We start from the raw sequence: 25,189 nt of genomic DNA, 5'->3' as shown, positions 1-25,189 counted from the left end.
CGCTCGACAGGGAGGCGCCGGGCGGGTCGGGAGCGTCACGGAAACAACAGGTCAGCGCTCACGCCCGCGCGCCTTCAGGGGAGTTGGCGGGAGGTCCGGGGAGAGCAGGCGGTCCCCGTCGTAGCCGTGGACCTCGCCGAAGCGGTCACCGGTGTGCCAGTCCTCGCGGGCCTGCGCGATATCCTCGGTGGTGCGCCCGACGAAGTTCCAGAACATGACGATCTTCTCGGCGAAGGGCTCGCCGCCCAGGAGCATGAGGGACGCGGAGGTGTCGGCGAGGAGGGGGAGGTCCCGGCGGCCGGCGCCCAGGTAGAGGAGCGACCCGGGGGTGAGGCGGACCCCGTCGACGTCGGCCTGGCCGGACATCGCGAGGGCGGCGTACTCGAAGTCGGGCTGGAGCGGCAGGCGCGCGGCGGTGCCCTCGGCGAGGGTGAGATCGGCGCCGACCAGCGGGCTGTGGATGGTGCCGGGCGAGGCCGCGCCGTCGAGTTCGCCGAGGATGACGGTGGCGTGCAGGCCGTGCGCGGTGACCTCGGGGAGTTCGGTGTGGTGCTCGAAGGCGGGCGCGATGTGCCGGCGGGAGTCGGGGAGCGCGACCCACAGTTGGGCGCCGTGCAGGTAGCGGGCGTGGTCGCGGGGGGATTCCTCGGAGTGCGAGATGCCCCGCCCCGAGGTCATCAGACCCAACTCCCTGGGCCGTACGGTCTGCTTGCTGCCGAGGCTGTCGCGGTGCAGCACCTCCCCGTCGTGCAGCCAGCTCACGGTCTGGAGCCCCATGTGCGGGTGCGGCGGCACTTGCATTCCCGGTTCGCGGGCGATGTCGTCGGGACCGTAGTGGTCGACGAAGCACCAGGCGCCGATCATCCGGCGGCCGAGGTTGGGCAGCAACCGGCGTACCTGCGTGCTCTCGCCGAGCGGCACGGTGCGGCCGGTGAGCAGTTCGTGGACCGGAGCGGCGGAGACGTCCTCACGGCCGCCGCAGACGCTGGCGGACGGTTTCACATCGAGATTGCTCATGGCCCGATCATGCCCCCGGACGTGCCCGCGGCGGCCGAGGCGGCTCCACCAGCCGCTCCGGTATGTCCGCCAAGCGGCCGCGCAGCCGCTCGCCGAGCGCCTTCGCCTGGGGGTCGGCGCGGGTGGACGCCGCCACGCCGTCGCCGAGCAGGTCGTGCACGACGAAGTTCAGGGCCCGCAGGTGGGGCAGTTCGTAGCGGCTGACCGGCAGCCGGGCGGCCTCGGGCAGCAGCGCGCGCAGCCGGGGCACGTCGAGGTACGCGCGCAGCCAGGCGTACGCGTCGTCGTCGCGGGCCCACAGTCCGACGTTGGCGTCCCCGCCCTTGTCCCCCGACCGCGCCCCGATGAGCGTGCCGAGCGGCAGCCGTACGGTCCTGCCGTGCGCCGCGCCGGGCCGTCCGCCGTACGGTTCCGCGCGCTCGGGCCGCTGCGGGCCCGCGACCGGCGACGGCGGCGGGGGGACGGCGTCGGGGCGCAGACCGGGCGAGACGCGGCCCGCGGAGACGCCGCCGGGCGTACCCGGCGTGCCCTCATCCGTACGGCCCCCGGACGGGTCCCCGCGCAGCGGTGCCGCCGGCACGGGCAGCCGGGTGCCGTCGGCGAGCACCGTGACCGCCCGCACCTCCCGCGCCGGGATCAGCGCGGGCCAGTACACGCCGTACTCGGTGGGCCGGGCGGTGGCGTGCTCCAGGTACAGGCCGGGGTAGCCGGCCAGCGCGGTGCCGGCCACAGCCGAGAAGAAGCCGCGGCCGACCTTGCCGGGGTCGGGGTCCTTGACCGTGAGGGTGAGCCGGTCGACCTCGTGGCCGTGCTCGCGTCGCAGGTCGTACCCGGCGAACGCGGCCGGGCCACCGGTGGCGTCGCGCAGCGCGGCCTCGGCGAAGTCGGCCTTGGCGTCGAGGTCGAGGCCGGTGAGCACGAAGACCGCGGAGTTGCGGTGGCCGCCGACGTGGTTGACGCAGACCTTGAGGGTGTCGGGCGCGGGCTCCCCGGTCACCGGGCCGACCGCGACCCGGTCGGTGCCCTGCTGGGTGAGCCGTACGGTGTCGAAGCGGGCCACCACGTCGGCGTTGAGGTAGGCGGGATGGCCTGTCTCGTACAGGAGTTGGGCGGTGACGGTGCCCACGGTGACGGCGCCGCCGGTGCCGGGGTGCTTGGTGATGACGCTGGAGCCGTCCGGGTGGACCTCGGCGATCGGGAAGCCGGGGTGGACCGGGTCGGGGATCTCGGTGAAGAAGGAGTAGTTGCCGCCGGTGGCCTGGGTGCCGCACTCGATGATGTGGCCCGCGGTGACCGCGCCGGCCAGCGCGTCCCAGTCGTCGGCGGCCCAGTCGAACGCCCACGCGGCGGGCCCGACCACGAGGGAGGCGTCGGTGACGCGACCGCAGACCACCACGTCGGCGCCGGAGCGCAGCGCCTGGGTGATGCCCCAGCCGCCGAGGTAGGCGTTGGCGGTGACCGGCTCGACACCGGCGGAGGCCAGCGGGCGGCCGGTGGCGAGGTGGGCGAACTCGTGGCCCCGGGACTGGAGTTCGGGCAGCCGGCCGAGCAGGTCGTCGCCCTCGACATGGGCGACGGCGGGCCGCAGCCCCGCGGCCGCGGCCAGTTCGCGGAGTTTGGCGGCGAGCCCGGCGGGGTTGAGGCCGCCGGCGTTGACCACGACCTTGATGCCGCGCTCCAGGCAGGTGCCCAGCACGTCGCGCATCTGGGCGAGGAAGGAGACCGCGTAGCCGCCGTCGGGGTCGCGCTGCCGGGCCTTCCACAGCAGCAGCATGGTGAGTTCGGCGAGGTAGTCGCCGGTCAGTACGTCGATCGGGCCGCCTTCGACCATCTCACGGGCGGCGGCGAGCCGATCGCCGTAGTAGCCGGAGCAGTTGGCGATCCGCAGCGGCGCGGTCCGGCCGCGGCCGCCCGTCGACCCCTCACCCGGAGCGGTCGTGCCCACCGGACCGTTCGCCGCACTGGTCACCGTACTCTCCCGTCACTTCGCTTCCGGGTCACCGACCTGGACGATCATCTTGCCGGTGTTGGCGCCGCGCAAGACCCCGATGAAGGCGTCCACGGTGCCGCGGACGCCCTCGACGACGGTGTCGTCCGGCACGACGGCGCCCGAACGCAGGTGCGGCACCAGGAATTCCTCCAACTCGCCCTGGAGCGCGCGGTGGTGCCGGACGAGGAACCCTTCGAGCCGGACCGCCTTGTGCACGAGGTCGTACAGGTTGCGGGGAGCGGCGGGCGGGCGGTCGGGGTGGTTGTACTGGGCGATGCTGCCGCACCACGCGATCCGGCCGTGCTCGCGCATGTTGGCGATGAGCCCCTCCAACTGGGAGCCGCCGACGTTCTCGAAGCCGACGTCGATTCCCTCGGGCGCGATCCGCGCCAACTGCTCGGCGAACGGGCCGTCGTGGTAGTCGAAGGCACCGTCGAAGCCCAGGTTCCGGACCAGGTGCTCGACCTTCGCGGCGGAGCCGGCGCTGCCGTAGACGGCCGAGGCGCCCATCAACCGGGCGAACCGGCCGACCGCGGTGCCCACTCCCCCGGCCGCCGCCGACACGAACACCCGCTCCCCGGGCTGGAGTCGGGCAGCACGGGTCAGGCCGGTGTACGCGGTCAGGCCGGTTCCGCCGAGCACGCTCAACCAGGCACGCGGCGGCACCCCGTCGACCCGCGGCAGCACCCGCACCTCGTCGGCGGTGAGCACGGCGTGGGTCCGCCAGCCGGCCCGGTGGAAGACGAGATCGCCCGGGGCGAGGCCGGGCGTGCGGGAGTGCAGCACCCGGCCGACGGAGCGGCCTTCGAGCGGCGCCCCGAGCTGCCATCCGCCCTCCTCCATCGACTCGCGCATGTACGGGTCGACGGACAGGAGGATGTTCTCGACCAGTGCGGTGCCGGGCTCGGCGGTCGGCACGGGGTGCTCGACGTACGCGAAGTCGGCGGGCGTCGGCATCCCGGTGGGGCGGGCGACCTGGTGGACGGTGGTGGCGAGGCGGGCGGAGGAGGCGGGGGCCGGGGCGGCGGGGGCCGTGGTCGTACGGCTGGGGCCGGTCTGCGGTGCGGTCATGCGGGTGACGCTAGGCGGGCGCGGCAGGCACCGGCAGACGGCGCCGTCGATGGATGGCGGGCTTCCATGAGCGGTGTTCATGGAAGGCGGGTGCCCGACGTACGCTGCCGGGTGTGACCGTGTCCGCCGTATCCGCCGCGTCCCCCTCGCCCGACCCGCGCCTGCTCGCCGTCCCCGAACTGCGCGTCCTGGTGGCGGTGGCGCGCGACGGCAGCTTCACCGCCGCCGCCCGCCACCTGGACATGACCCAGTCGGCGGTGTCGCACGCCGTCCGGTCGTGCGAGCGGAAGACCGGCGTGGTGCTCTTCGACCGCGGCCGGCACGGCGCCCGTCCGACCGCGGCGGGAGAGGCGGCCGCGGCGCAGGCCCGCCGTATCCTGCGGCTGCTGGAGTCGCTGGGCGACGAGGCGCGGGGCGCGGAAACGGGTGAGGTGACCGGCCCGTTGCGGATCGCCGCGTTCCGCAGCGCCGCCGTACAGGTGCTGCCCGCGGCGCTCGCGCGGCTCACGGCCCGCCATCCCGGCCTCGTCCCCAAGGTGCGGATCGTGCCGGATCTCGGCCGCGGCACCGTGGGAGAGGTCGCCGACGGGCGGGCCGACCTCGCCATCGCGACGCTGGACGCGGCCGCCACCGACACCACCGGGCTGGTCGCGGCCGCGCTGTTCGACGAGCCGTACGCGCTGGTGCACCCGGTGGGCGCCGCGGACCCGCGCGGGCTGCCGCTGATCGACTGGGCGGAGAACTGCTCCTCCTACACCCGCCGTTGGTGGTCGGAGCAGGACTGGATACCGCGGGCGACGGTGGACGCGGGCGACGACAGCGTGGTGCTCTCGATGGTGGCCCGCGGCCTGGGCATGGCGGTCATGCCCGCGCTGGCCCTGGTCGGCGCGCCGGACACCGTGGCGGTCACCGACCTCGGACCGCGCCGCCCGACCCGCCAGGTCGGCTACGCCACCACCCCGGAGCTGGCCCGCACCCTCCCGGTACGCGCCCTGATCCGCGAACTGCGCTCCACGGCGCCCACGGTGCCGACCGGAGCGGCCCGGCCGGCCGGTGGTTCAATCACGGCATGAGCCAACCGCCCGCGAACCCCGCCCCCGGCAGCCCCTCCGGTCCCGACGACGACGGCGGCCCGCTGTCGGTGCACGAGGTCATCGACATCGTCGACGAGGACGACAACGTCGTCGGCACCTCCCCGCGCGGCGAGGCGTACGCCCGCGGGCTGCGGCACCGCTGCGCGTTCATCCTGGCCCGCGACCCGCGGGGCCGGATCTTCGTGCACCGCCGCACCGCCCGCAAGCTCGTCTTCCCGTCCCTGTACGACATGTTCGTCGGCGGCGTGGTCGGCGCGGGCGAGTCCTACGACGCGACGGCGCTGCGCGAGGCCGAGGAGGAACTGGGCGTGTCCGGGCTGCCGCAGCCCACCCGCCTCTTCAAGTTCCTCTACACGCGGGACTCCGGCCGCGGCAGCTGGTGGTCCACGGTCTACGAGGTACAGGTCGACGGCCCGGTGCGCCCGCAGCCCGAAGAGGTCGCCTGGCACGACTTCATTCCCGAGGAGGAGCTCCAACGGCGGCTCGCCGAATGGGAGTTCGTCCCCGACGGCCTGGAGGCGTACCGGCGGCTGCTGCGCCGGCGCACCTGAGGACGGCGCCCCGCAGGACGGGCGGCTCGCCGCGTGCTCGCGCCGGAGTCACGCCCCCAAGGCGCCCCGGAGGGTCCGCTCAGCCGACCGCCGCCGCCAGAAGGGACTCCGCCACCGCCGTCCGCATGTACAGCACCGACCGCCCCGAGCGGTGCGCCGAGACGATGCCCGCGTCCCGCAGCGCCGTCAGGTGCTGGTTGACCCCGCCCGCGGACAGCCCGGTCCGCCCGGCGAGGTCGCTGGTCGACGCGGGCACCGCGAGTTCCGCGAGCAGCAGCGCCCGGGTCCGGCCGAGCACCGCCGCGACCGCCTCGGGCACCGCGGGCCGCTCCGCCGACCAGACCGAGCCCCACCCGCGGCTGGGGTAGAAGAGCTGCTTGGCGGCCGGCGACCCGGCCGACGTGGTGACCCCCGACCGGGTGAACACCGACGGCACCAGCACCAGGCCCTGCCCCTCCAGGTCCAGACCCGCGCCACAGGCCATCTCGGAGATGGTCAGGGTGCCCGCGGACCACCGCACGTGCGGGTGCAGGTCGCCGAGCACGGCCCCGGCCCCGTCCGCGGCCAGCCTGCGCGCCTGGTGGAAGACGTCGGCCTCCAGCACCGCCCGCACCTGCGGCCAGCACGGCGCGAGCGCCGCCGTCCAGTACGCGTCGAGCTCCGCGACGAGCCGGGCGATCCCGGCGGCCGGGTCGGCGTACATCGCCTCGATCCGCTCGGTCCGCAGCCCGAACGCCCGCAGCTCGCGGTGGATCTCGGCGACCGGTGTGGCCGCGACCATCCGCAGTTCGGCGGCGAGGTCGGCGCCGGCGGCGGGCGGTGGCGGGGTGATGAAGTCGGGGGTGTAGCCGGTGGCCGGCACCAGGTCGAAGAGCAGCCCGCGGTCCAGCCCGGCCGCCGCGACCTTCGGCACCGCGGCCTCCAGCCAGCGCCGGTGCACCGATCGGCGGCCCGCCACGCTGCCGACGGCCGACCGGCCGCCCGCCAGTTGGTAGGTGCGCACGCTCGCCACGACCTCCCACAGCGGGGACAGCGCGAACCGGGTCCGCGCGACATCGCTCGCGGAGAAGGCGAACCGGACCGCTCCCGCCATGACTTTCCCCCTTGCGGCGGTGCCCCACCGCTCGCCTCGCGCGCCCGCCGCCGGCGCGCTCCGCCGGCCCGGATTCAGCCCTGCCTGAATCAATGCCGTCAACCCGCCCGGCCACCGCACCATTCCCGCATGACCGCTCCGCCACGGCAAGCCCCCGGCCCGCCGACGCCCTCCACGCGACAGCCGGCCCGGGCGCCCTGTGTGGTCGGTCGGGGCGTTCGGCGTCGCGAGGGCCGTCGGCACTCTGGCGCTACGGCCGGGACCGTCCCGGGCCGAGCAGCGCAACACAGCTTCCGCGTAAGGCCGTTGGCGACGCGGGAAGGGAACGGGGCAGCCGGCACGGCGCCTCGACCGGCGGTCCGGCACACACGGGGGTGCCGGACCGCCGCACCACACGCCCCGCCGCCGCCCGTTCGCACCTCAACTGGCCGCACCGGCAGGCCCGTTCACGCCGGCTCCGCCCGTTCCCGCTCGTTCACGTCAGCAGCAGCATCCCCGCGATCACCGACGCCGCGTTCGCCGCGACCGACGCCGCGTACGGCACCGGTCCGCGCAGCCGCAACCACCACGCCGCCAACGCGCCCTCGACCAGGCACACCACGCCCTCCGCGACGGTGAACGCCGGCCAGTAGCCGCCCGCCGGCACCCGGGACAGGAACCACCACAGCACCGGGTGCGTCACAAGGTTGACCATGACGGCGACGGCCGCCGTACGGCCGTACCGCGCGGGGGACGCCGTGGTGATCGCGGCCACGTACACCGGCACCTCGACCGCCATGGTCAGCGCGAGAGCCGACGGGTAGGACACGACCGGATCGTGTCACGGGGAGGGGACCGATGGCGAGCGGATCGGTGGCGGGCGCCGACGCCGCGACGGGTACGGGGATCGGGCTCGGCGCGGGCGGCCTGAGCGGCGGCACCGGCGCCGGCGCCGGCGGCGGCGTTCTCCGTGGCGGCGGGCTGCCCGTCGTCGGGTTCGGCGGACGCCTCGGCCAGGCCGGCCGGTTGCGGCCGATCGCCGGCTTCGCGGTACTGATCTGCGTGACGCTCGCCCTGGCGCTGCGGCTGCCGGCCGGCACCGCCGTGGTGGGCCTCGCGACCTTCGGCATCCTGCACAACGTCCTCGAACTCCGTTACATGGCAGGCCGGTTCGACGGTCTGCTGCACGGGCCGTTCCTGCGGCTGCTCGGCGCGCTGATCACCGGCATCGTGCTGGTCCGGCTGCTGCCGCCGTCCACCGCGAGCCGGGCCGCGGAGATCCTGCTCGCCTACGTGCTGCTCGCCGTGGCCTGCTGGTACGCGCTGCGCTCGCGCCCCCTGCGGCTGGCCGCCGCCCTGCCGGTGATCGTGGGCGCCGCCGCGACCTCGCTCGCCTTCCCCGCCTACCACTTCGTGGTGCTGACCCACCTGCACAACGTGGTGCCGCTGGTCTTCCTGTGGGAGTGGTCGCGCGACATGCCGCGCGGCCGGACGCTGTTCCGCGCGGTGCAGTGCGGCTGGATCGTGGTGATCCCCGCGCTGGTGCTGTCAGGCGCCTTCGACGGCCTGATGGGCGCGGGTTCGGGGTGGACCGCGCGGCTGTCGTCGTCGTACACCCCGCCGGCCTGGCAGCACACCGAGGCCGGACAGCGGTTCGTGACGGTCTTCGCGTTCATGGCGCTGATGCACTACCTGGTGTGGGTGTGGTTCATGCCCCGCTACGCCCCCGACGCGACCGCCGCCTTCGAGCGGCGGGCCCCGGTGGTCACCGGGCGCTGGGCCTGGGCGCTGGGCATCGGCGGCACAGCCGCGCTCGCCGTCCTCTTCGTCAGCGACTACGACCAGGGCACCTCGCTCTACTCCGCGATCGCCAGTTACCACGCGTATCTGGAATTCCCGGTGCTGCTCATGCTCATCCTGGGGCTCGCGCCCCGGAACCCGGAGGGGGAGAAGTGATCTCGATCAACCTGGCCGACGTGGCGCCGCGGGAGAGCGGGGGCGGGGGCGGCGGGCACGTGGTGGTGCTCGTCGTGGTGGCCGTGATCCTGGTGGTCGCGATCACGGCGCTGATCTTCGCGGCCCGCCGCCGCAAGTAGGTCTCCACCGCGGGCAGCCCGCCCACCGACCGCGCGCACGCCCGCCCGCACGCCCGCACGCCGATATGACGACGATCTCACCGGTGCCGGCAACCCCGCACTTGAATACGCACCCCGCATACGTGTTCAGTGGGGCCCATGACAGCCCGACCTGCCGCAACGCTCCCGCTCATCGTGGTCATGGGGGTGTCCGGGTCGGGCAAGACGACGATCGGCGGGATGCTGGCCGCACGGCTGGGCGTGCCGTACGCCGAGGCGGACGACTTCCACCCGGCGGCGAACATCGCGAAGATGGCGGCGGGCCGGCCCCTGGACGACGCCGACCGCGCGCCCTGGCTGGACACGATCGCGCGGTGGCTCGCCGACCGCGGGCCGCGCGGCGGCGTGGTGAGCTGTTCCGCGCTGCGGCGGCGCTACCGGGACCGGCTGCGGGCGGCGGCGCCCGGGCTGCTCTTCGCGCACCTGGACGGGGCGCCGGAACTCGTCGCGGCCCGACTGGGCGCCCGCACGGGCCACTTCATGCCGGCCGGGCTGCTGGAGTCCCAGTTCGAGGCGCTGGAGCCGCTGGAGTCCGGCGAGGCCGGCGCGGTCGTATCGATCGACGGGGACGCGGAGTCGACGGTGCGCCAGATCCTGGAGTCGCTCGCCCGCTGAGCGGGTCCGGCCGGAGCGGTCCGGTCAGGCGGCGCGATCAGGCAGCCCGATCAGGCGGCCCGGTCAGGCGGCGCGATCCCGTGCGGCGCGCCACCGTATCGCGGGCTGCCGCGCGGCGCGTTGCCGTACCGCCGGCTGCCGTACCGCTGACTACCAGCGCGGCACCGACGGCGTGCGCCACTCCGGGTCGGCCTTGCGCATCGCGGCGGCGTCGTCCCGGTCGCGCATCGTGCCGTCGTCGTCCAGCCAGCGCTGGTGCAGCGCCGCGAGTGCGGCGCGGTCGAGTTCGACGCCCAGCCCCGGGCGGTCGCAGACCGTGAGCCGGCCGCCGGTGAAGACGTGCCGCTCGGTGATGACGTCCTCGACCTGCCACGGGTAGTGCGAGTCGCAGGCGTAGTCGAGGTTGGGCACGGTCGCGGCCACGTGGGTCATCGCGGCGAGGCTGATGCCCAGGTGGGTGTTGGAGTGCATGGACAGGCCCACCCCGAAGGCGCGGCAGATCGCCGCCAGGTGCTGGGTGTTGCGCAGCCCGCCCCAGTAGTGGTGGTCGGAGAGCACGACCTGGACGGCGCCGCGGGTGAACGCCTCCTGGATCTCCGGGAAGGTCGTGACGCACATGTTGGTCGCCAGCGGTACGGACGTGCCCGCGGCGACCCGCGCCATCCCGTCGGTGCCGCTCGCCGGGTCCTCCAGGTACTCCAGCACGTCGCCGAGTTCGCGGGCGACCTCCAGCGAGGTCTCCACCGACCAGGCGCCGTTGGGGTCGAGCCGCAGCGGCTTGCCGGGGAACGCCTCGGCGAGCGCGCGGACGGCGGCGATCTCCTGCTCGGGCGGGAAGACGCCGCCCTTGAGCTTGAAGGAGCCGAAGCCGTAGGTGTCGGCGAAGCGGCGGGCCTGGGCGACCACGCCGGCCGGGTCGAGGGCGGCGCCCCAGTCGTCGGGCTCGCCGGCGCCCTGCGGGTGCTCGGCGAGCCGGTAGAAGAGGTAGGCACTGTAGTCGACGGTGTCGCGGACCTTGCCGCCGAGCAGCGCGTGCACCGGCAGGCCGAGGGACTTGCCGAGCGCGTCCAGGCAGGCCACCTCGAAGCCGGAGATCACCGACAGCCGGAGCTTGTCCGCGGTCTGCACCCCGCGCAGCCCGCCGCTGCTGACGGAGTCGGAGACCTGCTCGGGGTCGCCGCACACCCGCTCGGCGAGCGTGAACAGCCCGTTCAGGTCGCTGAGCCGGTGGCCGGGCAGCGCCTTGGCCAGCGGCGCGGCCAGGTCCAGGTAGCGGGTGTCGCCGTACGTCTCGCCGACGCCGGTGGTGCCGTCGGCGGTGACCACCTCGATGACGAGACGCGGGGTGTAGGGCTGGTGGACGCCCTGGGTGTTGAGCAGCGGCGGATCGGCGATCAGGATGGGAGTCAACCGCACTTCGGCGATGGTCGCCGAGTGGGCCGTGGCTGCCGCGTCCACCGAACCGGCCGTCTGCATATATGAATCGCGTTCACCCATGGAACCGAGAGTAGGCGGGCGGACCGGAGACCGTCAATGCGGCCGGGCGACCGGCAGGGCGGACCGCGGCGACCGTCGAAGAACTGGACTACATACCGACCAGTCGGTATGATCTCGGCATGAGTGCATCCGCCAACCCCCCGGGCCTGGACCTCGACCGCCTGCGCCGCCACCTGGACCGGGAGCACCCGGGCCTGGCCCGGGGCGAGCTGCGGGCCGAGCTGCTGGAGGGCGGCCGCTCCAACCTCACCTACCGCGTCACCGACGGCACCGGCACCTGGGTGGTGCGCAGGCCGCCGCTGGGCCATGTGCTGGCCACCGCGCACGACATGGGCCGCGAGCACCGCGTGATCAGCGCGCTCGCCGACACCCCGGTGCCGGTGCCGCGCACCCTGCTGCGGTGCGACGACCCGGAGGTCATCGGCGCGCCCTTCTACCTGATGGAGTTCGTGCCCGGCACCCCGTACCGCAGCGAGGAGCAGTTGCGGGAGATCGGTCCCGAGCGCACCCGGGCGGCCGTGCACACCCTGGTCGACACCCTGGTGGACCTGCACGCGGTGGACCCGGCGGCGGTCGGCCTGGCCGACTTCGGCCGGCCCGAGGGCTTCCTCGACCGGCAGTTGCGCCGCTGGGGCAAGCAGCTCGACGCCTCCCGCAGCCGCGAACTGGCGGGCGTGGACGAGCTGCACGCCGCGCTCGGCCGGGCGATGCCCGACTCCCCCGCGCCCGCGATCGTGCACGGCGACTACCGCCTGGACAACGTGCTGATCGACACCGACGGCCGGCTCACCGCCGTACTGGACTGGGAGATGTCCACCCTCGGCGACCCGCTCACCGACCTCGGGCTGCTGGTGATGTACACCGAGCAGCGCAGCAGCGACCTGCTCTCCGCGCCCACCACCGGCGGCGCCCCCGGCCACCCCGACTCCCGCGAGATCGTCGCGCGCTACGCCGAGCGGTCCGGCCGCGACGTGACGGCGGTCGACTGGTACACCGCCTTCGCCTTCTTCAAGCTCGCCGTGATCCTGGAGGGCATCCACTACCGCTGGACCCTCGGCCAGACCGTCGGCGCCGGGTTCGACCGGATCGGCGGCGTCGTCCCGGTCTTCATCGACCGCGGCCTGAGCACCCTGCGCCGGTCCACCACCGTGCGGCACCCCACCACCCGAGACGAGGACTGAGCGCCCATGGACTTCGGCTACGACACCAGGACCGAGGAGCTGCGCACCCGGCTCTCGGCGTTCCTCGACGCGCACGTCTACCCGGCCGAGCCGGTCTTCGCCGAGCAGCGCGAGCAGGCCGTCGGCGACGACCGCTGGACCGCGCCCCCGATCGTGGAGCGGCTCAAGGCCGAGGCCAGGTCGCAGGGCCTGTGGAACCTCTTCCTGCCCGGCGAGCACGGCGCCGGACTGACCAACCTCCAGTACGCGCCGCTGGCCGAACTCACCGGCCGCAGCCCGCACCTGGCCCCGCCCGCGCTCAACTGCGCGGCGCCCGACACCGGGAACATGGAGGTGCTCGCCGAGTTCGGCACCCCGGCGCAGCGCAAGGAGTGGCTGGAGCCGCTGCTGGCCGGCGAGATCCGCTCGGCGTTCGCGATGACCGAGCCCGACGTCGCGTCCTCCGACGCCACCAACATCGAGACCCGGATCGAGCGCGACGGGGACTCGTACGTCATCAACGGCCGCAAGTGGTACATCTCCGGGGCGATGAACCCCAAGTGCGCCGTCCTCATCGTGATGGGCAAGACCGACCCGGCCGCGGACCGGCACCGCCAGCAGAGCCAGGTGCTCGTCCCCCGCGACACCCCGGGCGTCGAAGTCCGGCGCGGCATGCGGGTGTTCGGGTACGACGACGGCGACCACGGCGGGCACGCCGAGATCGTCTTCCACGACGTGCGGGTGCCGGTCGGCAACCTCATCGGCGAGGAGGGCGGCGGATTCGCCATCGCCCAGGCCCGGTTGGGGCCGGGCCGGATTCACCACTGCATGCGGCTGATCGGCATGGCCGAGCGCGCGCTGGAGTTGATGTGCCGGCGCGCCAACGCCCGTACCGCCTTCGGGAAGCCGCTCGCCGCGCAGGGCGTGGTCCAGGAGTGGATCGCCGAAGCCCGGGTGGAGATCGAGCAGTTGCGGTTGCTCGTGCTCAAGACGGCCTGGCTGATGGACACCGTCGGCAACCAGGGCGCCCACACCGAGATCCAGGCGATCAAGATCGCCACGCCGGCGGCGGTGCAGCGGATCGTGGACCGCGCGATCCAACTGCACGGCGCCGGCGGGGTCTCCCAGGACTTCCCGCTGGCGGAGCTGTGGGCCGCGACCAGGACGCTGCGGTTGGCCGACGGCCCGGACGAGGTGCACAAGCGGTCGCTCGCCCGGCGCGAGCTCCGGCGGTACGCCTGACCCTCCGGAGTGGTGCGTTCTGCCGGTTCAGGGGCCACCTGCCGGTGGATGGCTGGTCGCGCAGTTCCTCCCCCGGAGCTTCGCCTGGGAGGTACCCCCAGCGCCCCTGGGTAGGTGACGCTCGTTCCGCGGAGAAAGCCGCACCTACCAAGGGGAACTGCGCGACCGGCCACAAGGGACCGCAAGGTCCGGCAACCCACAGGACGGGGCAGCCGGGACGGCACCTTACGGAATGACGACGACCCGGCCCACCGTCGTGCCGTCGCTGACCCTCTGGACCGCGTCGGCGGCAGCGGCGAGCGGAAGGCGTTCACTGACGAGGGGCTTGACAGCACCCGCGGCGGCGAGGTCGGTGAGGTCGTCGTGGGCACGGCGGACGGCCGCCGGGTCGTGGGTGTTGTAGAGCCCCCAGTGCAACCCCAGAATCGTGTAGTTCTTCACGAGCGCGTGGTTGAGCCCGGGCGCGGGAACCGTCCCGCTGGTGAAGCCGACCACCACGATCCGCCCCTCGAAGGCGATGCACTTGGTGGACCGGGTGTAGGCGTCCCCGCCGACCGGGTCGTAGACGACGTCGGCGCCGCGCCCGCCGGTGGCCTCCTTGACGACGGCCACGAAGTCCTCGGCGCGCCGGTCCACGACCACGTCGGCGCCCAACTCCCGTGCGGCCTCGGCCTTCTCCGGCCCGCCGACCACGCCGATCACGGTGGCGCCCGCGGCCTTGCCGAGTTGTACGGCCGCGCTGCCGACCCCGCCGGCCGCCGCGTGCACCAGCAGCGTCTCGCCGGGGCGCAGCGCGGCCCGGCGGTGCAGGCCGAACCAGCCGGTCTGGTAGCCGATATGCAGGGCGGCGGCCTCGGCGTCGTCCAGCGCCTCGGGCGCAGGCAGCACCCCGGCCGCGGGCACCACCGCGTACTCGGCGAACGCCCCGGCGGGCAGCGCGGCCGGGGTGATGACGCGGTCGCCGGGGGCGAGTCCGGTCACGCCCTCCCCGGTCTCCGCGACCTCGCCGCACATCTCGACGCCGGGGGTGAAGGGCAGCGGCGGCCGGATCTGGTACTGGCCGCGGCACAGCAGCGCGTCGGGGAAGTTCACGTTGGCGGCGCGCACCCGCAGCAGCACCTCGCCCGGGCCGGGCCGCGGGGTGGGGACGTCGTCGAGGCGCATCGCCTCGCGCGGTTCGCCGGTCTCGTGGACGCGCCATGCCTTCACAGGGGGTCTCCCAGGGGTCAGGGCCGCCGCACCGAGTGCAGCAGCAGGTCGGAGAACTCCGCGGCGACCTGCTCCGCGGTGAGCGGGCCGTCCGCGTGGTACCAGGTGCCGAGGTGGTGCACGGAGCCGAAGAAGTAGTCCACCACCAGGTCGGGCCGCAGCTCGGGCCGGAAGTGGCCGTCGCGCTGCCCCTCCTCGATCAGCGAGCGGAACGTCTCGTGGTAGCGGCGGCGCTCGGCGCGTACCGCCTTCTGCTTCTCCGGGCTGAGCTGGTGCATCGAGCGGAAGAAGATCTTGGTGTCGTCGAGGTTCTGGATGCTGGTGACGACGACGTCGGCGGCGGCCTCGGCGATCCGCTCGGCGACGGGGGTCGGCCGGGCCGCGATCGCGTCGAGCCGCTCGGTCTGCAACCGCAGCACCCGGCCGTAGATCTCGTGCAGCAGGTCGTCCTTGGAGCCGAAGTAGTGGTAGAGGGCGCCCTTGGTGACGCCGGCGGCCTCCACGATCTCCTGGACGGAGGTGCGGTCGTAGCCGCGTTCGGCGAACAGCCGGGTGGCCTCGGCGAGCAGCCGCTCAGGCACGGCGCCCGTGGGTCCCGCACCCGTCGTGGCACTCGGTCCCGTACCGCCGTCGCCGGCGCTGCCGCCGCTCGTCGCCCTGCGTGCCATGGCTGCTGCCCTCTCCTCGTGCCCTGTGGTCGGCCGGCCGGCATTCCGACCGGTATGGACCCTATCCGGCCGCCGTTTTCAGTTCCCGGCGCAGGATCTTCCCGGTGGCGGTCTTGGGCAGTTCGGCGAGCACCTCGACCTGCCGCGGGTACTTGAACGCCGCCAGCCGCTCCTTGCAGTACGCGACCAGTTCGGCCGGGTCGGCGGCGGCGCCGGGCCGCAGGCTGACGTACGCCTTGACGCTCTCGCCGCGGTAGGCGTCGGGCACCCCGACGACCGCGGCCTCGCGCACGGCGGGGTGGGTGTAGAGCACGTCCTCGACCTCGCGCGGCCAGACCTTGAAGCCGGACGCGCTGATCATGTCCTTCTTGCGGTCGACGACGTAGAGCCAGCCGTCCTCGTCCATGAACCCGATGTCGCCGGTGAGCAACTCCCCGCCGGGCAGGGCCGCCGCGGACTCCTCGGGCTTGTTCCAGTACCCCGGTACGACCATCGGCCCGGTGACCGCGATCTCGCCGGACTGGCCGATCGGCACCTCGGCGCCGGCGTCGTCGAGGATGCGGACCACGGTGCCGGGACCGGGCACGCCGACCGCGAGGGTGCCGGACTCCGGGTCGACGGGGGCCTCCAGGCCCGGCGGGACACTCGCGCACGGCGCGGTGCACTCCGTCAGGCCGTAGCCGTTGGCGAGGTAGCGGCCGCCGGAGCGGGCCCGGAAGGACTCCACGACGGCGGGCGGCAGCGGGGCGCCGCCGGAGGAGATCAGCTGGAAGGAGGCGAAGTCGTCGGGCACGGCGTCGGGCCGGGCGAGCAGCGCCATGAACGCGGTCGAAGGGCCGACGGTGTAGGCCGGGCGGTACTCGCGGAACGCGTCGAGCACCACGCCGGGCTCGAAGCGGTAGGTGAGCGCCACGGTGTGCCCGCCGGCCAGGGCCGCGGCGAGCTGGCAGACCATGCCGGTGATGTGGAACAGCGGCGCCAGCGCGAACACCACGGCGCCGTCGGGGAGTTGCTGGATACGGACCTGGCGGTGGGCGTTGAAGGAGATGTTGCCGTGGGTGTTGAGGGCGCCCTTGGGGCGGCCGCTGGTGCCGGAGGTGTAGCTGACCAGCGCGATGTCGCCGGCGGCGGGCAGGTCGGCGAGAGGCAGGTCCGTGGCGGGCAGGTCCGTGGCGGGGGGCCGGTCCGTGGCGGATCGTACGGGACCGGCCCCGGCCCCGGCGCGGGCGACGGCCAGGACGTCCCGCGCGGGGTCGTCGGGCCGGGCGCCGTCGGCGGCGGGCACGGGCGGCCGCCGTTCACCGAGCACCCGGGCGTCGTCCCGGCTCTGGAAGTCGTGCTCGTCGGCGGTCAGCGCGATCCGGACCGGCGAGTCGGCGGCGGTGTCCCGGACGTACGCCTCCCAGGCGGTGTTCGCGCACAGGATCGCCGCGGCGTCCGCGTCGCGGAGGATGTGGGCCAACTCCTGCCGCTTGTACATCGGGTTGACCGGGATCACCGCGCCACCGGCCTTCCACGCGGCGAGCAGGCCGATCACGAACTGCGGCACGTTCTGGAGCATGATCGCGAGCCGGTCGCCGGGGGCGAAGCCGTGCGCGGTCAGGTGGCGGGCGAGGCCGTCGGAGAGGGTGTCGAGTTCTCCGTAGGACAGCGTGCCGTCGAAGTAGCGCAGCGCGGGGTGGCCGGGCGCGCGCTCGGCGAACGCGAGGAAGGTGTGCAGCACGGACGGCGGGTGCTCGGTCCCGGCGCGCTGCTCCTCGGTGAAGTGCTTCAGCCAGGGCTGGTCGGCGTAGGTCGTCATGCCCGCTCGCCTCCCTCGGCGGCGGCGAGTTGCCCCTCGTACTGCCGCTGGAGCTTGTTCATGCCGCCGAGCCAGCGTTCGGGTTCCTCGGCCCGGGTCGCGTAGTACCCGGCGACCTCGGGGTGCGGGAGGATCAGGAAGCGGTCGGCCGCGATGCCGTCGAGCACCGCGTCGGCGACGTCCTCGGGCTCGATCGCGGTCGGCGCGAGCACCAGGTCCCCGGCGGGGCCGGTGGAGGCGAGCATCGCGGTGCGCACCCCCTGCGGGCAGACCGCGTGCACATGGATGCCGCGGTGCCGGTAGGTGAGCGACATCCACTCGGCGAACGCGAGCGCGCCGTGCTTGGTCACGGAGTACGGCGCCGCGCCGATCATCGTCAGCAGCCCGGCGGCGGACACGGTGGACACGAAGCGGCCCGACCCGCGCTCCAGCCAGCCGGGGAGCAGCGCGCGGGCGGCGCGGACATGGCTCATCACGTTGACGTCCCAGGCCAGTTCCCAGGCGGCGTCATCCGCTTCGGGGCCGCCGCCGGTGCCGACTCCGGCATTGGCGCAGAACACGTCGATGGTGCCGCCGAGCGCGGTCCGGGCGGCGGGCACCACGTCGGAGGCGTCGCCGGGCACGACCGCGGCGCCGATCTCGGCGGCGGTCTCGCGGGCGGCTTCGGCGTCGAGGTCGTTGACGGCCACCCGGGCGCCCTCGGCCGCGAATCGGCGGGCCAGCGCGGCGCCGATGCCGCCTCCGGCCCCGGTGACGACCACCCGGGCGTCGCGCAGCGCTTCCACGACCACGACGTGTCTCCTTCGACTCGAGGTTTCGACCCTTCGCCTGCCCTTCGCATACTAAGCGGTCGGTCATCGCTGCGGAAGGGGCGTACGAAAGGGCCGGGTGAGGCGTGCGAAAGGGCCGGGCCCCTGCTCGGGACCCGGCCCTTCCTGCCGTACGGCTCCGCGCCGCCCGACGATTCCGGCAGCCCGGGTGGTGCCGGTGTGGCTCCGGAGTGCTCAGCGGAGCCGCTCCGGTGTGCTCAGCGGTGCGAGGGGAACTCCACCACCTGCTGGTAGGTCGGCCGGTTCTGCCAGCTGATCCGGTCGTCCGTGATGCCGCCGAGCGGCCGCTGCACGATCGAGTCGGCGCACCACTGGTCGCCGGCCGAGCAGCCGCCGTCGTCGCCCGGGTAGACGGTGGTCGCCGGGGTGGCGGCCGCCTGCTTCAGGGTGGACAGCAGCATGTCCCGGCAGGCCGCGAGCTGGCCGCCGCCGCAGTACGTGTGCGCCAGCGGGCCCTGCACGCTCTGGCCGAGCACCTTGCGCAGGTCCTTGTCGGCGTACGACCACCAGCCGTACTGGAACGAGCTGCCCGCGTGCGAGCCGGTCGGACCGTGCCCGGCCGAGGGCGACTCGTCGATGGTCAGGTTCGTCGCCAGCGCGTTGTACAGGTCGGTGCCGAGCCCGGGCTCGAACTCGCCCTGGATCAGCAGCGGCCACCACGCGTCCATGATCCGCACCGCGTCCGCGTTGGCGTACGTGTGCGAACCGGCCGAGGTCTCCGTGCGCTTGGTGCCCGCCGCACCCCACGCGGTCAACTGCTGTACGGCGGTGGCCTCCTGGCTGTCGGTCACCGGCGAGCTGTTGATCACCTGGAGCAGGTCGGGCAGCACGTCCTCACCGCGCAGGTCGGTCAGCGACGCGTCCGACATCGCCTTGACGAGCGAGGCCCTGGTCACGCCGCCGGCCTGCACCAGCGCCTTGACCCGGTCGTTGAGCAGGTCGGCCCGGTGCACCGAGCCGTTGCCGAAGGTCGCCGAGGTGTAGCCGGGGGCCTGCTTGTTGTTCCAACTGACGTAGTAGTCCTGGTCGATGGACTGCGGATGCTGCGAAGGCGGCGTGTAGTCCGCGGTGTTGTGGGTCGGGTCCCAGCCCTGCCAGTCGTACGGGCCGGTCCCCCACACCGGGAAGGACGCGTCCACGCCGGCCGCCCGCACCGGGTTGGTGCCGCTGTTGTAGTACGCGGTCTGCCGGGAGTCCGCGTAGAACCAGTTGAAGGTGTAGTTGATGTCCTGCGCCGCCTTCTGGAACGACGCCGCGTCATGCACGAACCCTGGATCGTTCAGCTCCTGGAACCCGATGATCGAGTCGGCCTCGTGCATGTACGAACTGCGCAACTGCGTGTACGCGACGGGTTTCCCGTCGATCGTGGCCCGGTAGATCACCGGCCCGTACGCCGTTCGCCACACCTGCATCCGGTACGAACCGGCGGGCGTGGAGTCCGCCAGCGTGGGCGTCCAGGAGTTGGTGCGCTCCAGCTTCTCCATGGCCACGCAACTCCCGTGCAGGATGTAGTGCGTGTCGTCCTGGCACAGCTGCACCGCGTAGGTGTCGGTCACGTCCTGCGACGCGGAGGTGGCGCTCCACGCGTAGTCCTGGCCGCGGCCCAGCTCCACGTACATGCCGAGCCCCGCGAACGACGCGCCGCGCGCGCTGATCCCCGGTCCCTGGAGTTCCTGGAGCATCAGCAGCTGCGGCGCGAAGTAGCCGGTCTGCGGGCCGAACACGGCCACCGGATGGCCGCTCGCGGTGTGCGCGCCGCTCACCACCAGCGCGTTGGACATGCCCTTGCGCGGGTCCGAGAAGAGGTTCGAGGGCAGCACCCCCGGGCTCTTGGTGGTGGTCTGGGTCGCCCCGCCGGTCGCGTCGTAGACCAGGGGCTCCGGCTTCACGGAACCCGGGTCGGGCAGCGCCTCGCCCTGCGGATTGGCCGGCTTGCCCGCGTACGGGAACGACGTGCCGTCGTGCACGGTCGAGGTCGCCTCGGGGTCGTCCCGTTCGCGGAACGACTCCCACACGTTCGTGCCGTCCTGCACGCCGTACTTCTGCTGCGCGGCCATCAGCGACAGCGCCGACTGCACCTCTCCGCCGCCGCCGGTACCGAACAGCGCGCCCACCACCGAGGCGAGCGCGATCAGGTCGGTCAGCTTGAACGGCTCGATGTCACCCTCGTTCGTGATCGCGTTGACGTGCCCGGTCAGGTCGTACTCGCCGGGGAAGTACCGTCCGTTCTTCGACGCGGTGATGTAGGAGTTGATGCCGTCGATGTAGTCCTGCGCGTCGGCCAGCGCCTGCTTCCCGCGCGCCCCGCTGTTGTTGCTCAGCCAGTCGACCTGCGCCTGCAGGTCGTCCTCGGTGTACGGGGCCTGCTGCCAGAACTCCTGCTCCAGGCCGCGGTTGGCGGCCGCGCCGCCCGCGAACGACGACAACTCCCCCCGACCGACGTGCCGGAACAGGTCCATCAGCCACAACCGGTCCTGCGCGGCGGCGTATCCCGCGCCGAACTCGGTGCCGTCCCTCGTCGTGCCCTTGATGTGCGGCACCCCGGTCGCCTTGTCCCGGGTGATCGTGACGTCGGAGCGCGGGCTGATCACCGAGGCCACCTGGTCCGAAGGCACCCCGAAGGAGGAGGAGTTGAAGAAGTTGCTCAACGTCGCGTCCGTCAGGCCCTGGTACCCGGTCGCGAGCGAGGAGTACGGCCCGAGCTGGTCCATCGTGTGCGCGGGGCGCGTGCCCAGCGCCTTGTTGGCGAGGATGTCGGCGAGCGTGGCGTTGCCGTTCTCGCCGGGCGGCAGGATGTCCGAGCACTGGCCTCCGCAGTAGTCGGTGGTGGGGTCCGCGGCGTGCGCTGCCATGGCGCCGGGCGCCATCAGTGTGGCGCCGAGGGCCAGCAGCGCGGCGGCGGCCGCCGTTCTCAAGGTGCCGACCCGCCTGCCGATGCGCGTGCCGATCCGTCGTGGGGTCCGTAGCGGCATATCTTCTCCTTCCGGGTACCGGTGCGCGGAGGTTACCGCCGGTACGCAGCTCCCCGGAAGATGAACATACGTCAGCTTTTCATTTTCTCCGGCGCCCCACATGCCGCGAACGTGACGATAGCCCCGCACATCACCCGCGCCCCGCCGCTCACTTCCCCGGCGCCGCCGCCCTGTCCCGGCTCGTGCCGCCCGCCGACCTCCTCTCCCCGCTCACTTCACCGGCGCCGCCTCCCGCAGCACGAACACGCCCCACCCCAGATACCGGCGCTGGTACTCCAGATGCGTACGGCGGCCGTGCGCCAGGAACTCCCGCATGTCCGCGGCGTCCTGATGGTCCGCCGGCACCGCCCGCAGCCAGTCCGAGATCGCGAACCACTGCTCCGCGACATAGCGGTCCCAGCTGTCCCCGTCCGCCAGCACCATCTCCACCAGTTCCATGCCGGCCGCCTCGAACCGGTCCAGCGTGCCGACCAGCGAGGTGAACTCCTCCGGGTCGAACCCCATCGCCTCGAACGCCTCCTCGGGCGCGGGCTCGGTCAGATACGGCTCCCCGATCAGCATCAACCCGCCCGGGCGCAGCGCCCGCCGCAGCAACTCGATGGTCCCGCCGACCCCGTCGCCGATCCAGGTCGCCCCGATGCACGACACGACGTCGAACGCCCCCGGCTCGGCCTGGTACGCCCCCGCGTCCCCGCGCTCGAAACCGACCCGCTCGGCCACCCCCAGCTCCGCCGCCCGCAGCCGGGCCGCCGTCAGGAACACCTCGCTCAGGTCGACCCCGACGCCCCCGACGCCGTACCGCTCGGCCCACCGGGTGAGCATCTCCCCCTTCCCGCAGGCCAGATCGAGCAGCCGCTGCCCCTCCTCCAGCCGGCAGACCTCACCCAGGAGCATCAGCTTCTCCTCGGTGATCGGGTTCAGGATGCGGTGCCCGGACTCGGCGATCTCGTGATGGCGCAGGCTCATGCGACTCCTCGGCCGTACAGGCCCCCGACGGGGGCGGAACCCGCGCATCGTGCCTGATCCGGGGCCTGGGTGCCACCCAATATCCCCTGGACCGTCCTCTGGCCGCCGCGCCCCGTCACCCCGCGTCCCCCAGCGGCCGCACCTGCTCCCGGCCGCACCTACTCCCGGCCGAGCCGCAGCAGGCTCTCCGCCGTCGCCAGCACCGCCTCCTCGTTCGACCTGGGCGACCAGCCGAGCAGCCGGCGGGCCTTCGCGCTGCTCGTGCGCCGAATCGTGCCGAGGTGCGGGACCGTGCCCGAGGCGGCCGAGCTGACCCGGCCCGCCGCCCGCACCGACCAGTCGGGCAGTTCCCTCGTCGGCACCCGCGCCGCGTCCGCGCCCAGCCGCTCCTTCAGCAGCACCGCGATCTCGCGCATGGAGGTCACGTCGCCGGCCGCCGCCACGAACCGCTCCCCCGCCGCGGCCGGGCTGGTCATGGCCAGCAGGTGCAGGTCGGCGACGTCGCGCACGTCCACCACCGCGAAGTACATCCGCGGCACTCCCGGCATCCCTCCGTCGAGCAGTCGCCGGACGAGCGCGATCGAGGCGGAGTAGTCGGGCCCGAGCACGGGACCGAAGACGCCGACCGGGTTGACCACGACCAGTTCCGTGCCGCGGCCCTCCCGCGCGGCGAACTCCCAGGCGGCGCGCTCCGCGAGGGTCTTGGACTTCACGTACGCGCTGACCCCGGGACCCTCGACGTCGGTCCAGGTCTCCTCGGTGAAGGGCTCGTCGGTCTGCGGGTGGCCGTAGCCGACCGCGCCGAAGGAGGAGGTGAGCACCACGCGCTCGACTCCCGCGTCGCGGGCGGCGCGCAGGACGCGCAGCGCGCCGTCGCGGGCCGGCACGATCAGGTCGTCCTCGTGCTCGGGCTCGCCGGGCGGGAAGGGCGAGGCGACATGCAGGACGTACGCGCACCCGGCGACGGCCTCCGCCCAGCCGTCGTCCGCGCCCAGGTCGGCGACGGCGAAGTCCAGCGCGTCACCGCCGTCCGCCGTGCCCGCGCCGGGGTCTGCCGTGCCCGCGCCACCATCCGCTGTGCCCGCGCCGCCGTCCGCCGTGCCCGCGCCGCGCGCCGCCTGTGCCCGGCCCGCGCTCACCATGGCGCGCACGTCCTTCTCGCGCGCCAGGGAACGGACCGTGGTCCGTACCCGGTAGCCCTCGTCCAGCAGGCGCACGATGCAGTGCGCCCCGATGAAGCCCGAGCCACCCGTGACCAGTACTCGTTCGCCGCTCATGTCCTTCGCTCCTGTCCTCGGCCCGGCCGGCCCGACTGCCGACGGGTGCGGGATGCGTCGACATCCGCCGACGCTGTCGAGCATGCGTCCGACCGTCACGGACAGTAAGACCCTGCTGACACTGGTAGCCGCAGGGACAGGCTGAGCCGCGCACACCCCCGTACGCCCGCCGTACGCTGGGACGCATGGCTACGGTGAGTGAGCTGGGCGACTACCTCCGGGTGCGCCGCGAGCGGCTGCGGCCCGAGGACGTGGGGCTGCCCGCGGGGACCAGGCGCCGGGTGCCCGGGCTGCGGCGCGAGGAGGTCGCGCTGCTGGCGGGGATCAGCGTGGAGTACTACCTGCGGCTGGAGCAGGGCCGCGACCAGCACCCTTCCGACCAGGTGCTCGACTCCCTGGCCCGCGCGCTGCACCTGGACGCCGACGCCGAGACGTATCTGCGTACGCTCGCCCGGCCGCGGCGCCCGGCGGCCCGGCGCAGGCCCGTACGGCAGGAGCGGGTCAGCCCGGGCGTGCAGTCGCTGATCGACAACTGGACCACCACTCCCGCGATGGTGGCCGGCCGCTATCTGACGACGCTGGCCGCGAACCCGCTCGCCGTCGCGCTCAACCCGTGTTTCGCCCCGGGGGTCAGCACGCTGCGTGCCGCGTTCCTCGACCCGGAGATGCGCGAGTTCTACCGCGACTGGGACGCGATGACCGCGAAGACCGTCGCCTACCTGAGATCCATGGTCGCGGGGGTGGACGACCCCCGACTGATGGAGCTGATCGGCGAGTTGAGCGTGCGCAGTGAGCGGTTCCGCACGCTGTGGGCCCGGCAGGACGTACGGCTCAAGACCAGCGGCGTCACGCTGCTCCGGCACCCGCAGGTCGGCGATCTCGACCTGCACTACGAGAAGTTGGCGCTGCCGGGGGCGCCCGGGCAGATGCTGATCACGTACCACGCGCAACCGGGGACGGCCTCGTACGAACGGCTCCAGCTCCTGGCGCATCTCGCGGAGCGCCCGGAGCCGGCGGAAGCTGCCGGCTCCGCCGAGGCTGTGGAACCCGGGGAACGCGTGGAGTCCGGGGAGCCCGCCGAACTCGCCGAGCCGGTGGAGCCGGTGGAGCCGGTGGAGCCGGTGGAGCCGGTGGAGCCCGCACCGCGGACTAGCGCACCGGTGCGGCCCGCGCCGCCCCTTCGGTGAGCGCCTGGGCGGTGGCCCGGTCGGCGGGCAGGAACGCCTCCAGCTTCAGCTCCGCGATCGTCACGTCCGCGGCCGTCGCGAAGACCGCGACCGTGGTCATCAGGCGCAGCAGGCCGCGGCTCGCCGTCTCCAGCTCCATCGGCACCGCGAAGCCCAGCAGTTGGGCGTCCCCGGGCGCGGACTCGGTGACGTAGGGCGCCAGTTCGGCGTGGAGCGCGGCCAGGCGGGCGTCGGGGTTGCGGCGCTGCTCGTCCCGGAGTGCCTCGATGACGTGCCGGGCCCACTGCGGGAAGTTGCGGATGCGCGGGGCGAGTCCGCCCGGATGCAGGGCCAGCCGCAGGATGTTGGCGCGCGGGCCGAGCAGCGCCGGGTCGACGCCCTCCGTCATCACGTCGAACGCGCTGTTCGCGCGGACCAGCGTGCCGTGCCGGTCCACGACGATCGCCGGGTAGGGCAGGTGCCCGGCGAGCACGTGGCCGAGCGCTTCGAGCGCGGGGGCGAGCGCCGGGTCGTCGAGGTCGTGTTCGGGGTGGACGGGTGCGTAACCGGCGGCGAGCAGCAGCCCGTTGCGCTCGCGCAGCGGGAGCGCGAGGGAGTCGGCGAGCCGTGCCACCAGGGCCCGGCCGGGCGCCGAGCGGCCGTTCTCGATGAAACTGATGTGGCGCTGGGTGGTGCCCGCGCGGGAGGCGAGTTCGAGCTGGCTGAGGTGGCGCCGGTTGCGGCTGGCGCGCAGCGCCTCGGGGAAGTCCACGCCCCCGTTGTAACGGGTGCGGCCGCCCATCTGCCATTCCCTGCCGGGAATTGAGGGCATGCCCTCGATCGCGGACGCTCGGCC

22 protein-coding genes are annotated in these 25,189 nt (G+C 73.8%); 8 read left to right on the top strand and 14 right to left on the bottom strand.

Annotated elements, in window-relative coordinates:
- Positions 1-51 precede the first annotated feature (51 nt).
- From ACIPAE_RS30460 to ACIPAE_RS30450, 3 genes are read right to left on the bottom strand one after another with little or no spacing between them, the layout of a single operon-like run.
- On the bottom strand, positions 52-1,017 hold the full coding sequence (locus tag ACIPAE_RS30460; protein WP_366413711.1) for a pirin family protein: 966 nt from the start codon (positions 1,015-1,017) through the stop codon (positions 52-54).
- A gap of 7 nt (positions 1,018-1,024) precedes the next feature.
- Positions 1,025-2,962, bottom strand: coding sequence for an acyclic terpene utilization AtuA family protein (locus ACIPAE_RS30455; protein ID WP_329374402.1), 1,938 nt, complete (start codon positions 2,960-2,962; stop codon positions 1,025-1,027).
- 36 nt (positions 2,963-2,998) lie between these two features.
- The gene (locus ACIPAE_RS30450; RefSeq protein ID WP_402449557.1) at positions 2,999-4,078 is read right to left on the bottom strand and encodes an NADP-dependent oxidoreductase; all 1,080 of its coding nucleotides are present in this window, start codon (positions 4,076-4,078) and stop codon (positions 2,999-3,001) included.
- A gap of 113 nt (positions 4,079-4,191) precedes the next feature.
- Here ACIPAE_RS30450 and ACIPAE_RS30445 point away from each other — a divergent pair, with 113 nt between their 5' ends.
- Together ACIPAE_RS30445 and ACIPAE_RS30440 are read left to right on the top strand one after the other, a co-directional pair.
- The gene (locus ACIPAE_RS30445) at positions 4,192-5,151 is read left to right on the top strand and encodes a LysR family transcriptional regulator (RefSeq protein WP_402449554.1); all 960 of its coding nucleotides are present in this window, start codon (positions 4,192-4,194) and stop codon (positions 5,149-5,151) included.
- Positions 5,148-5,723, top strand: a complete 576-nt coding sequence (locus tag ACIPAE_RS30440) for an NUDIX hydrolase (protein WP_402449552.1) — start codon at positions 5,148-5,150, stop codon at positions 5,721-5,723. The genes ACIPAE_RS30445 and ACIPAE_RS30440 overlap by 4 nt, the downstream gene beginning before the upstream one ends.
- 79 nt (positions 5,724-5,802) lie before the next feature.
- Here ACIPAE_RS30440 and ACIPAE_RS30435 read toward each other — a convergent pair whose 3' ends face one another.
- Both ACIPAE_RS30435 and ACIPAE_RS30430 read right to left on the bottom strand, forming a co-directional pair.
- A complete protein-coding gene (locus ACIPAE_RS30435) occupies positions 5,803-6,816 on the bottom strand; it encodes an ArsR family transcriptional regulator (RefSeq protein WP_329370888.1) in 1,014 nt (337 codons plus the stop codon).
- A gap of 475 nt (positions 6,817-7,291) precedes the next feature.
- Positions 7,292-7,624 (bottom strand): hypothetical protein, encoded by a 333-nt coding sequence (locus tag ACIPAE_RS30430; RefSeq protein WP_328462388.1) that lies wholly within the window; start codon positions 7,622-7,624, stop codon positions 7,292-7,294.
- Positions 7,625-7,653: 29 nt separating this feature from the next.
- Between ACIPAE_RS30430 and ACIPAE_RS30425 the strand changes: the two genes are divergently transcribed.
- From ACIPAE_RS30425 to ACIPAE_RS30415, 3 genes are all read left to right on the top strand, one after another.
- Positions 7,654-8,751 (top strand): hypothetical protein, encoded by a 1,098-nt coding sequence (locus tag ACIPAE_RS30425; RefSeq protein WP_402449550.1) that lies wholly within the window; start codon positions 7,654-7,656, stop codon positions 8,749-8,751.
- Positions 8,748-8,891, top strand: a complete 144-nt coding sequence (locus ACIPAE_RS30420) for a hypothetical protein (protein ID WP_329370884.1) — start codon at positions 8,748-8,750, stop codon at positions 8,889-8,891. Before ACIPAE_RS30425 ends, ACIPAE_RS30420 begins: the two co-directional genes overlap by 4 nt.
- Before the next feature lie 138 nt (positions 8,892-9,029).
- Complete coding sequence (locus ACIPAE_RS30415) at positions 9,030-9,545, top strand: gluconokinase (protein ID WP_402449547.1); 516 nt, start codon at positions 9,030-9,032, stop codon at positions 9,543-9,545.
- A gap of 150 nt (positions 9,546-9,695) precedes the next feature.
- On the opposite strand, the gene ACIPAE_RS30410 is transcribed toward ACIPAE_RS30415, so the two are convergent.
- On the bottom strand, positions 9,696-11,021 hold the full coding sequence (locus ACIPAE_RS30410) for a glucarate dehydratase family protein (protein WP_329374400.1): 1,326 nt from the start codon (positions 11,019-11,021) through the stop codon (positions 9,696-9,698).
- Positions 11,022-11,161: 140 nt separating this feature from the next.
- Here ACIPAE_RS30410 and ACIPAE_RS30405 point away from each other — a divergent pair, with 140 nt between their 5' ends.
- Together ACIPAE_RS30405 and ACIPAE_RS30400 are read left to right on the top strand one after the other, a co-directional pair.
- Entirely contained in the window at positions 11,162-12,223 is a 1,062-nt protein-coding gene (locus ACIPAE_RS30405; protein ID WP_329370882.1) for a phosphotransferase family protein, read from the top strand.
- A 6-nt stretch (positions 12,224-12,229) separates the two neighbouring features.
- Entirely contained in the window at positions 12,230-13,444 is a 1,215-nt protein-coding gene (locus ACIPAE_RS30400; protein WP_402449544.1) for an acyl-CoA dehydrogenase family protein, read from the top strand.
- A 225-nt stretch (positions 13,445-13,669) separates the two neighbouring features.
- Here ACIPAE_RS30400 and ACIPAE_RS30395 read toward each other — a convergent pair whose 3' ends face one another.
- The 7 genes from ACIPAE_RS30395 to ACIPAE_RS30365 form a co-directional block, all read right to left on the bottom strand.
- Positions 13,670-14,653, bottom strand: a complete 984-nt coding sequence (locus tag ACIPAE_RS30395; RefSeq protein ID WP_402449542.1) for an NADPH:quinone oxidoreductase family protein — start codon at positions 14,651-14,653, stop codon at positions 13,670-13,672.
- Between the two features lie 17 nt (positions 14,654-14,670).
- The gene (locus ACIPAE_RS30390) at positions 14,671-15,321 is read right to left on the bottom strand and encodes a TetR/AcrR family transcriptional regulator (protein WP_402449540.1); all 651 of its coding nucleotides are present in this window, start codon (positions 15,319-15,321) and stop codon (positions 14,671-14,673) included.
- A 61-nt stretch (positions 15,322-15,382) separates the two neighbouring features.
- Positions 15,383-17,122, bottom strand: coding sequence for an AMP-binding protein (locus tag ACIPAE_RS30385; protein WP_402449537.1), 1,740 nt, complete (start codon positions 17,120-17,122; stop codon positions 15,383-15,385).
- Positions 17,119-17,907: an SDR family oxidoreductase gene (locus tag ACIPAE_RS30380; protein WP_366413732.1), complete on the bottom strand. Its 789-nt coding sequence runs from the start codon at positions 17,905-17,907 to the stop codon at positions 17,119-17,121. Before ACIPAE_RS30380 ends, ACIPAE_RS30385 begins: the two co-directional genes overlap by 4 nt.
- 242 nt (positions 17,908-18,149) lie before the next feature.
- Complete coding sequence (locus ACIPAE_RS30375) at positions 18,150-20,924, bottom strand: penicillin acylase family protein (protein ID WP_329370874.1); 2,775 nt, start codon at positions 20,922-20,924, stop codon at positions 18,150-18,152.
- 210 nt (positions 20,925-21,134) lie between these two features.
- Entirely contained in the window at positions 21,135-21,890 is a 756-nt protein-coding gene (locus tag ACIPAE_RS30370; protein WP_366413721.1) for a class I SAM-dependent methyltransferase, read from the bottom strand.
- A 158-nt stretch (positions 21,891-22,048) separates the two neighbouring features.
- Positions 22,049-23,167 carry an SDR family oxidoreductase gene (locus ACIPAE_RS30365; RefSeq protein ID WP_402449534.1) on the bottom strand — a complete coding sequence of 373 codons (1,119 nt, stop codon included), beginning with the start codon at positions 23,165-23,167 and terminating at the stop codon, positions 22,049-22,051.
- A gap of 185 nt (positions 23,168-23,352) precedes the next feature.
- On the opposite strand from ACIPAE_RS30365, the gene ACIPAE_RS30360 reads away from it, so the two are divergent.
- Entirely contained in the window at positions 23,353-24,354 is a 1,002-nt protein-coding gene (locus ACIPAE_RS30360) for a helix-turn-helix domain-containing protein (protein WP_402449532.1), read from the top strand.
- Here the strand turns inward: ACIPAE_RS30360 and ACIPAE_RS30355 are convergent.
- Entirely contained in the window at positions 24,317-25,165 is an 849-nt protein-coding gene (locus ACIPAE_RS30355; RefSeq protein WP_402449530.1) for a helix-turn-helix domain-containing protein, read from the bottom strand. The genes ACIPAE_RS30360 and ACIPAE_RS30355 overlap by 38 nt on opposite strands.
- Positions 25,166-25,189: the final 24 nt, after the last annotated feature.

It is taken from the genome of Streptomyces sp. NPDC087270 (assembly GCF_044744625.1).
GTDB lineage: Bacteria > Actinomycetota > Actinomycetes > Streptomycetales > Streptomycetaceae > Actinacidiphila.
This window is presented reverse-complemented; position numbering and strand designations above follow the sequence as displayed.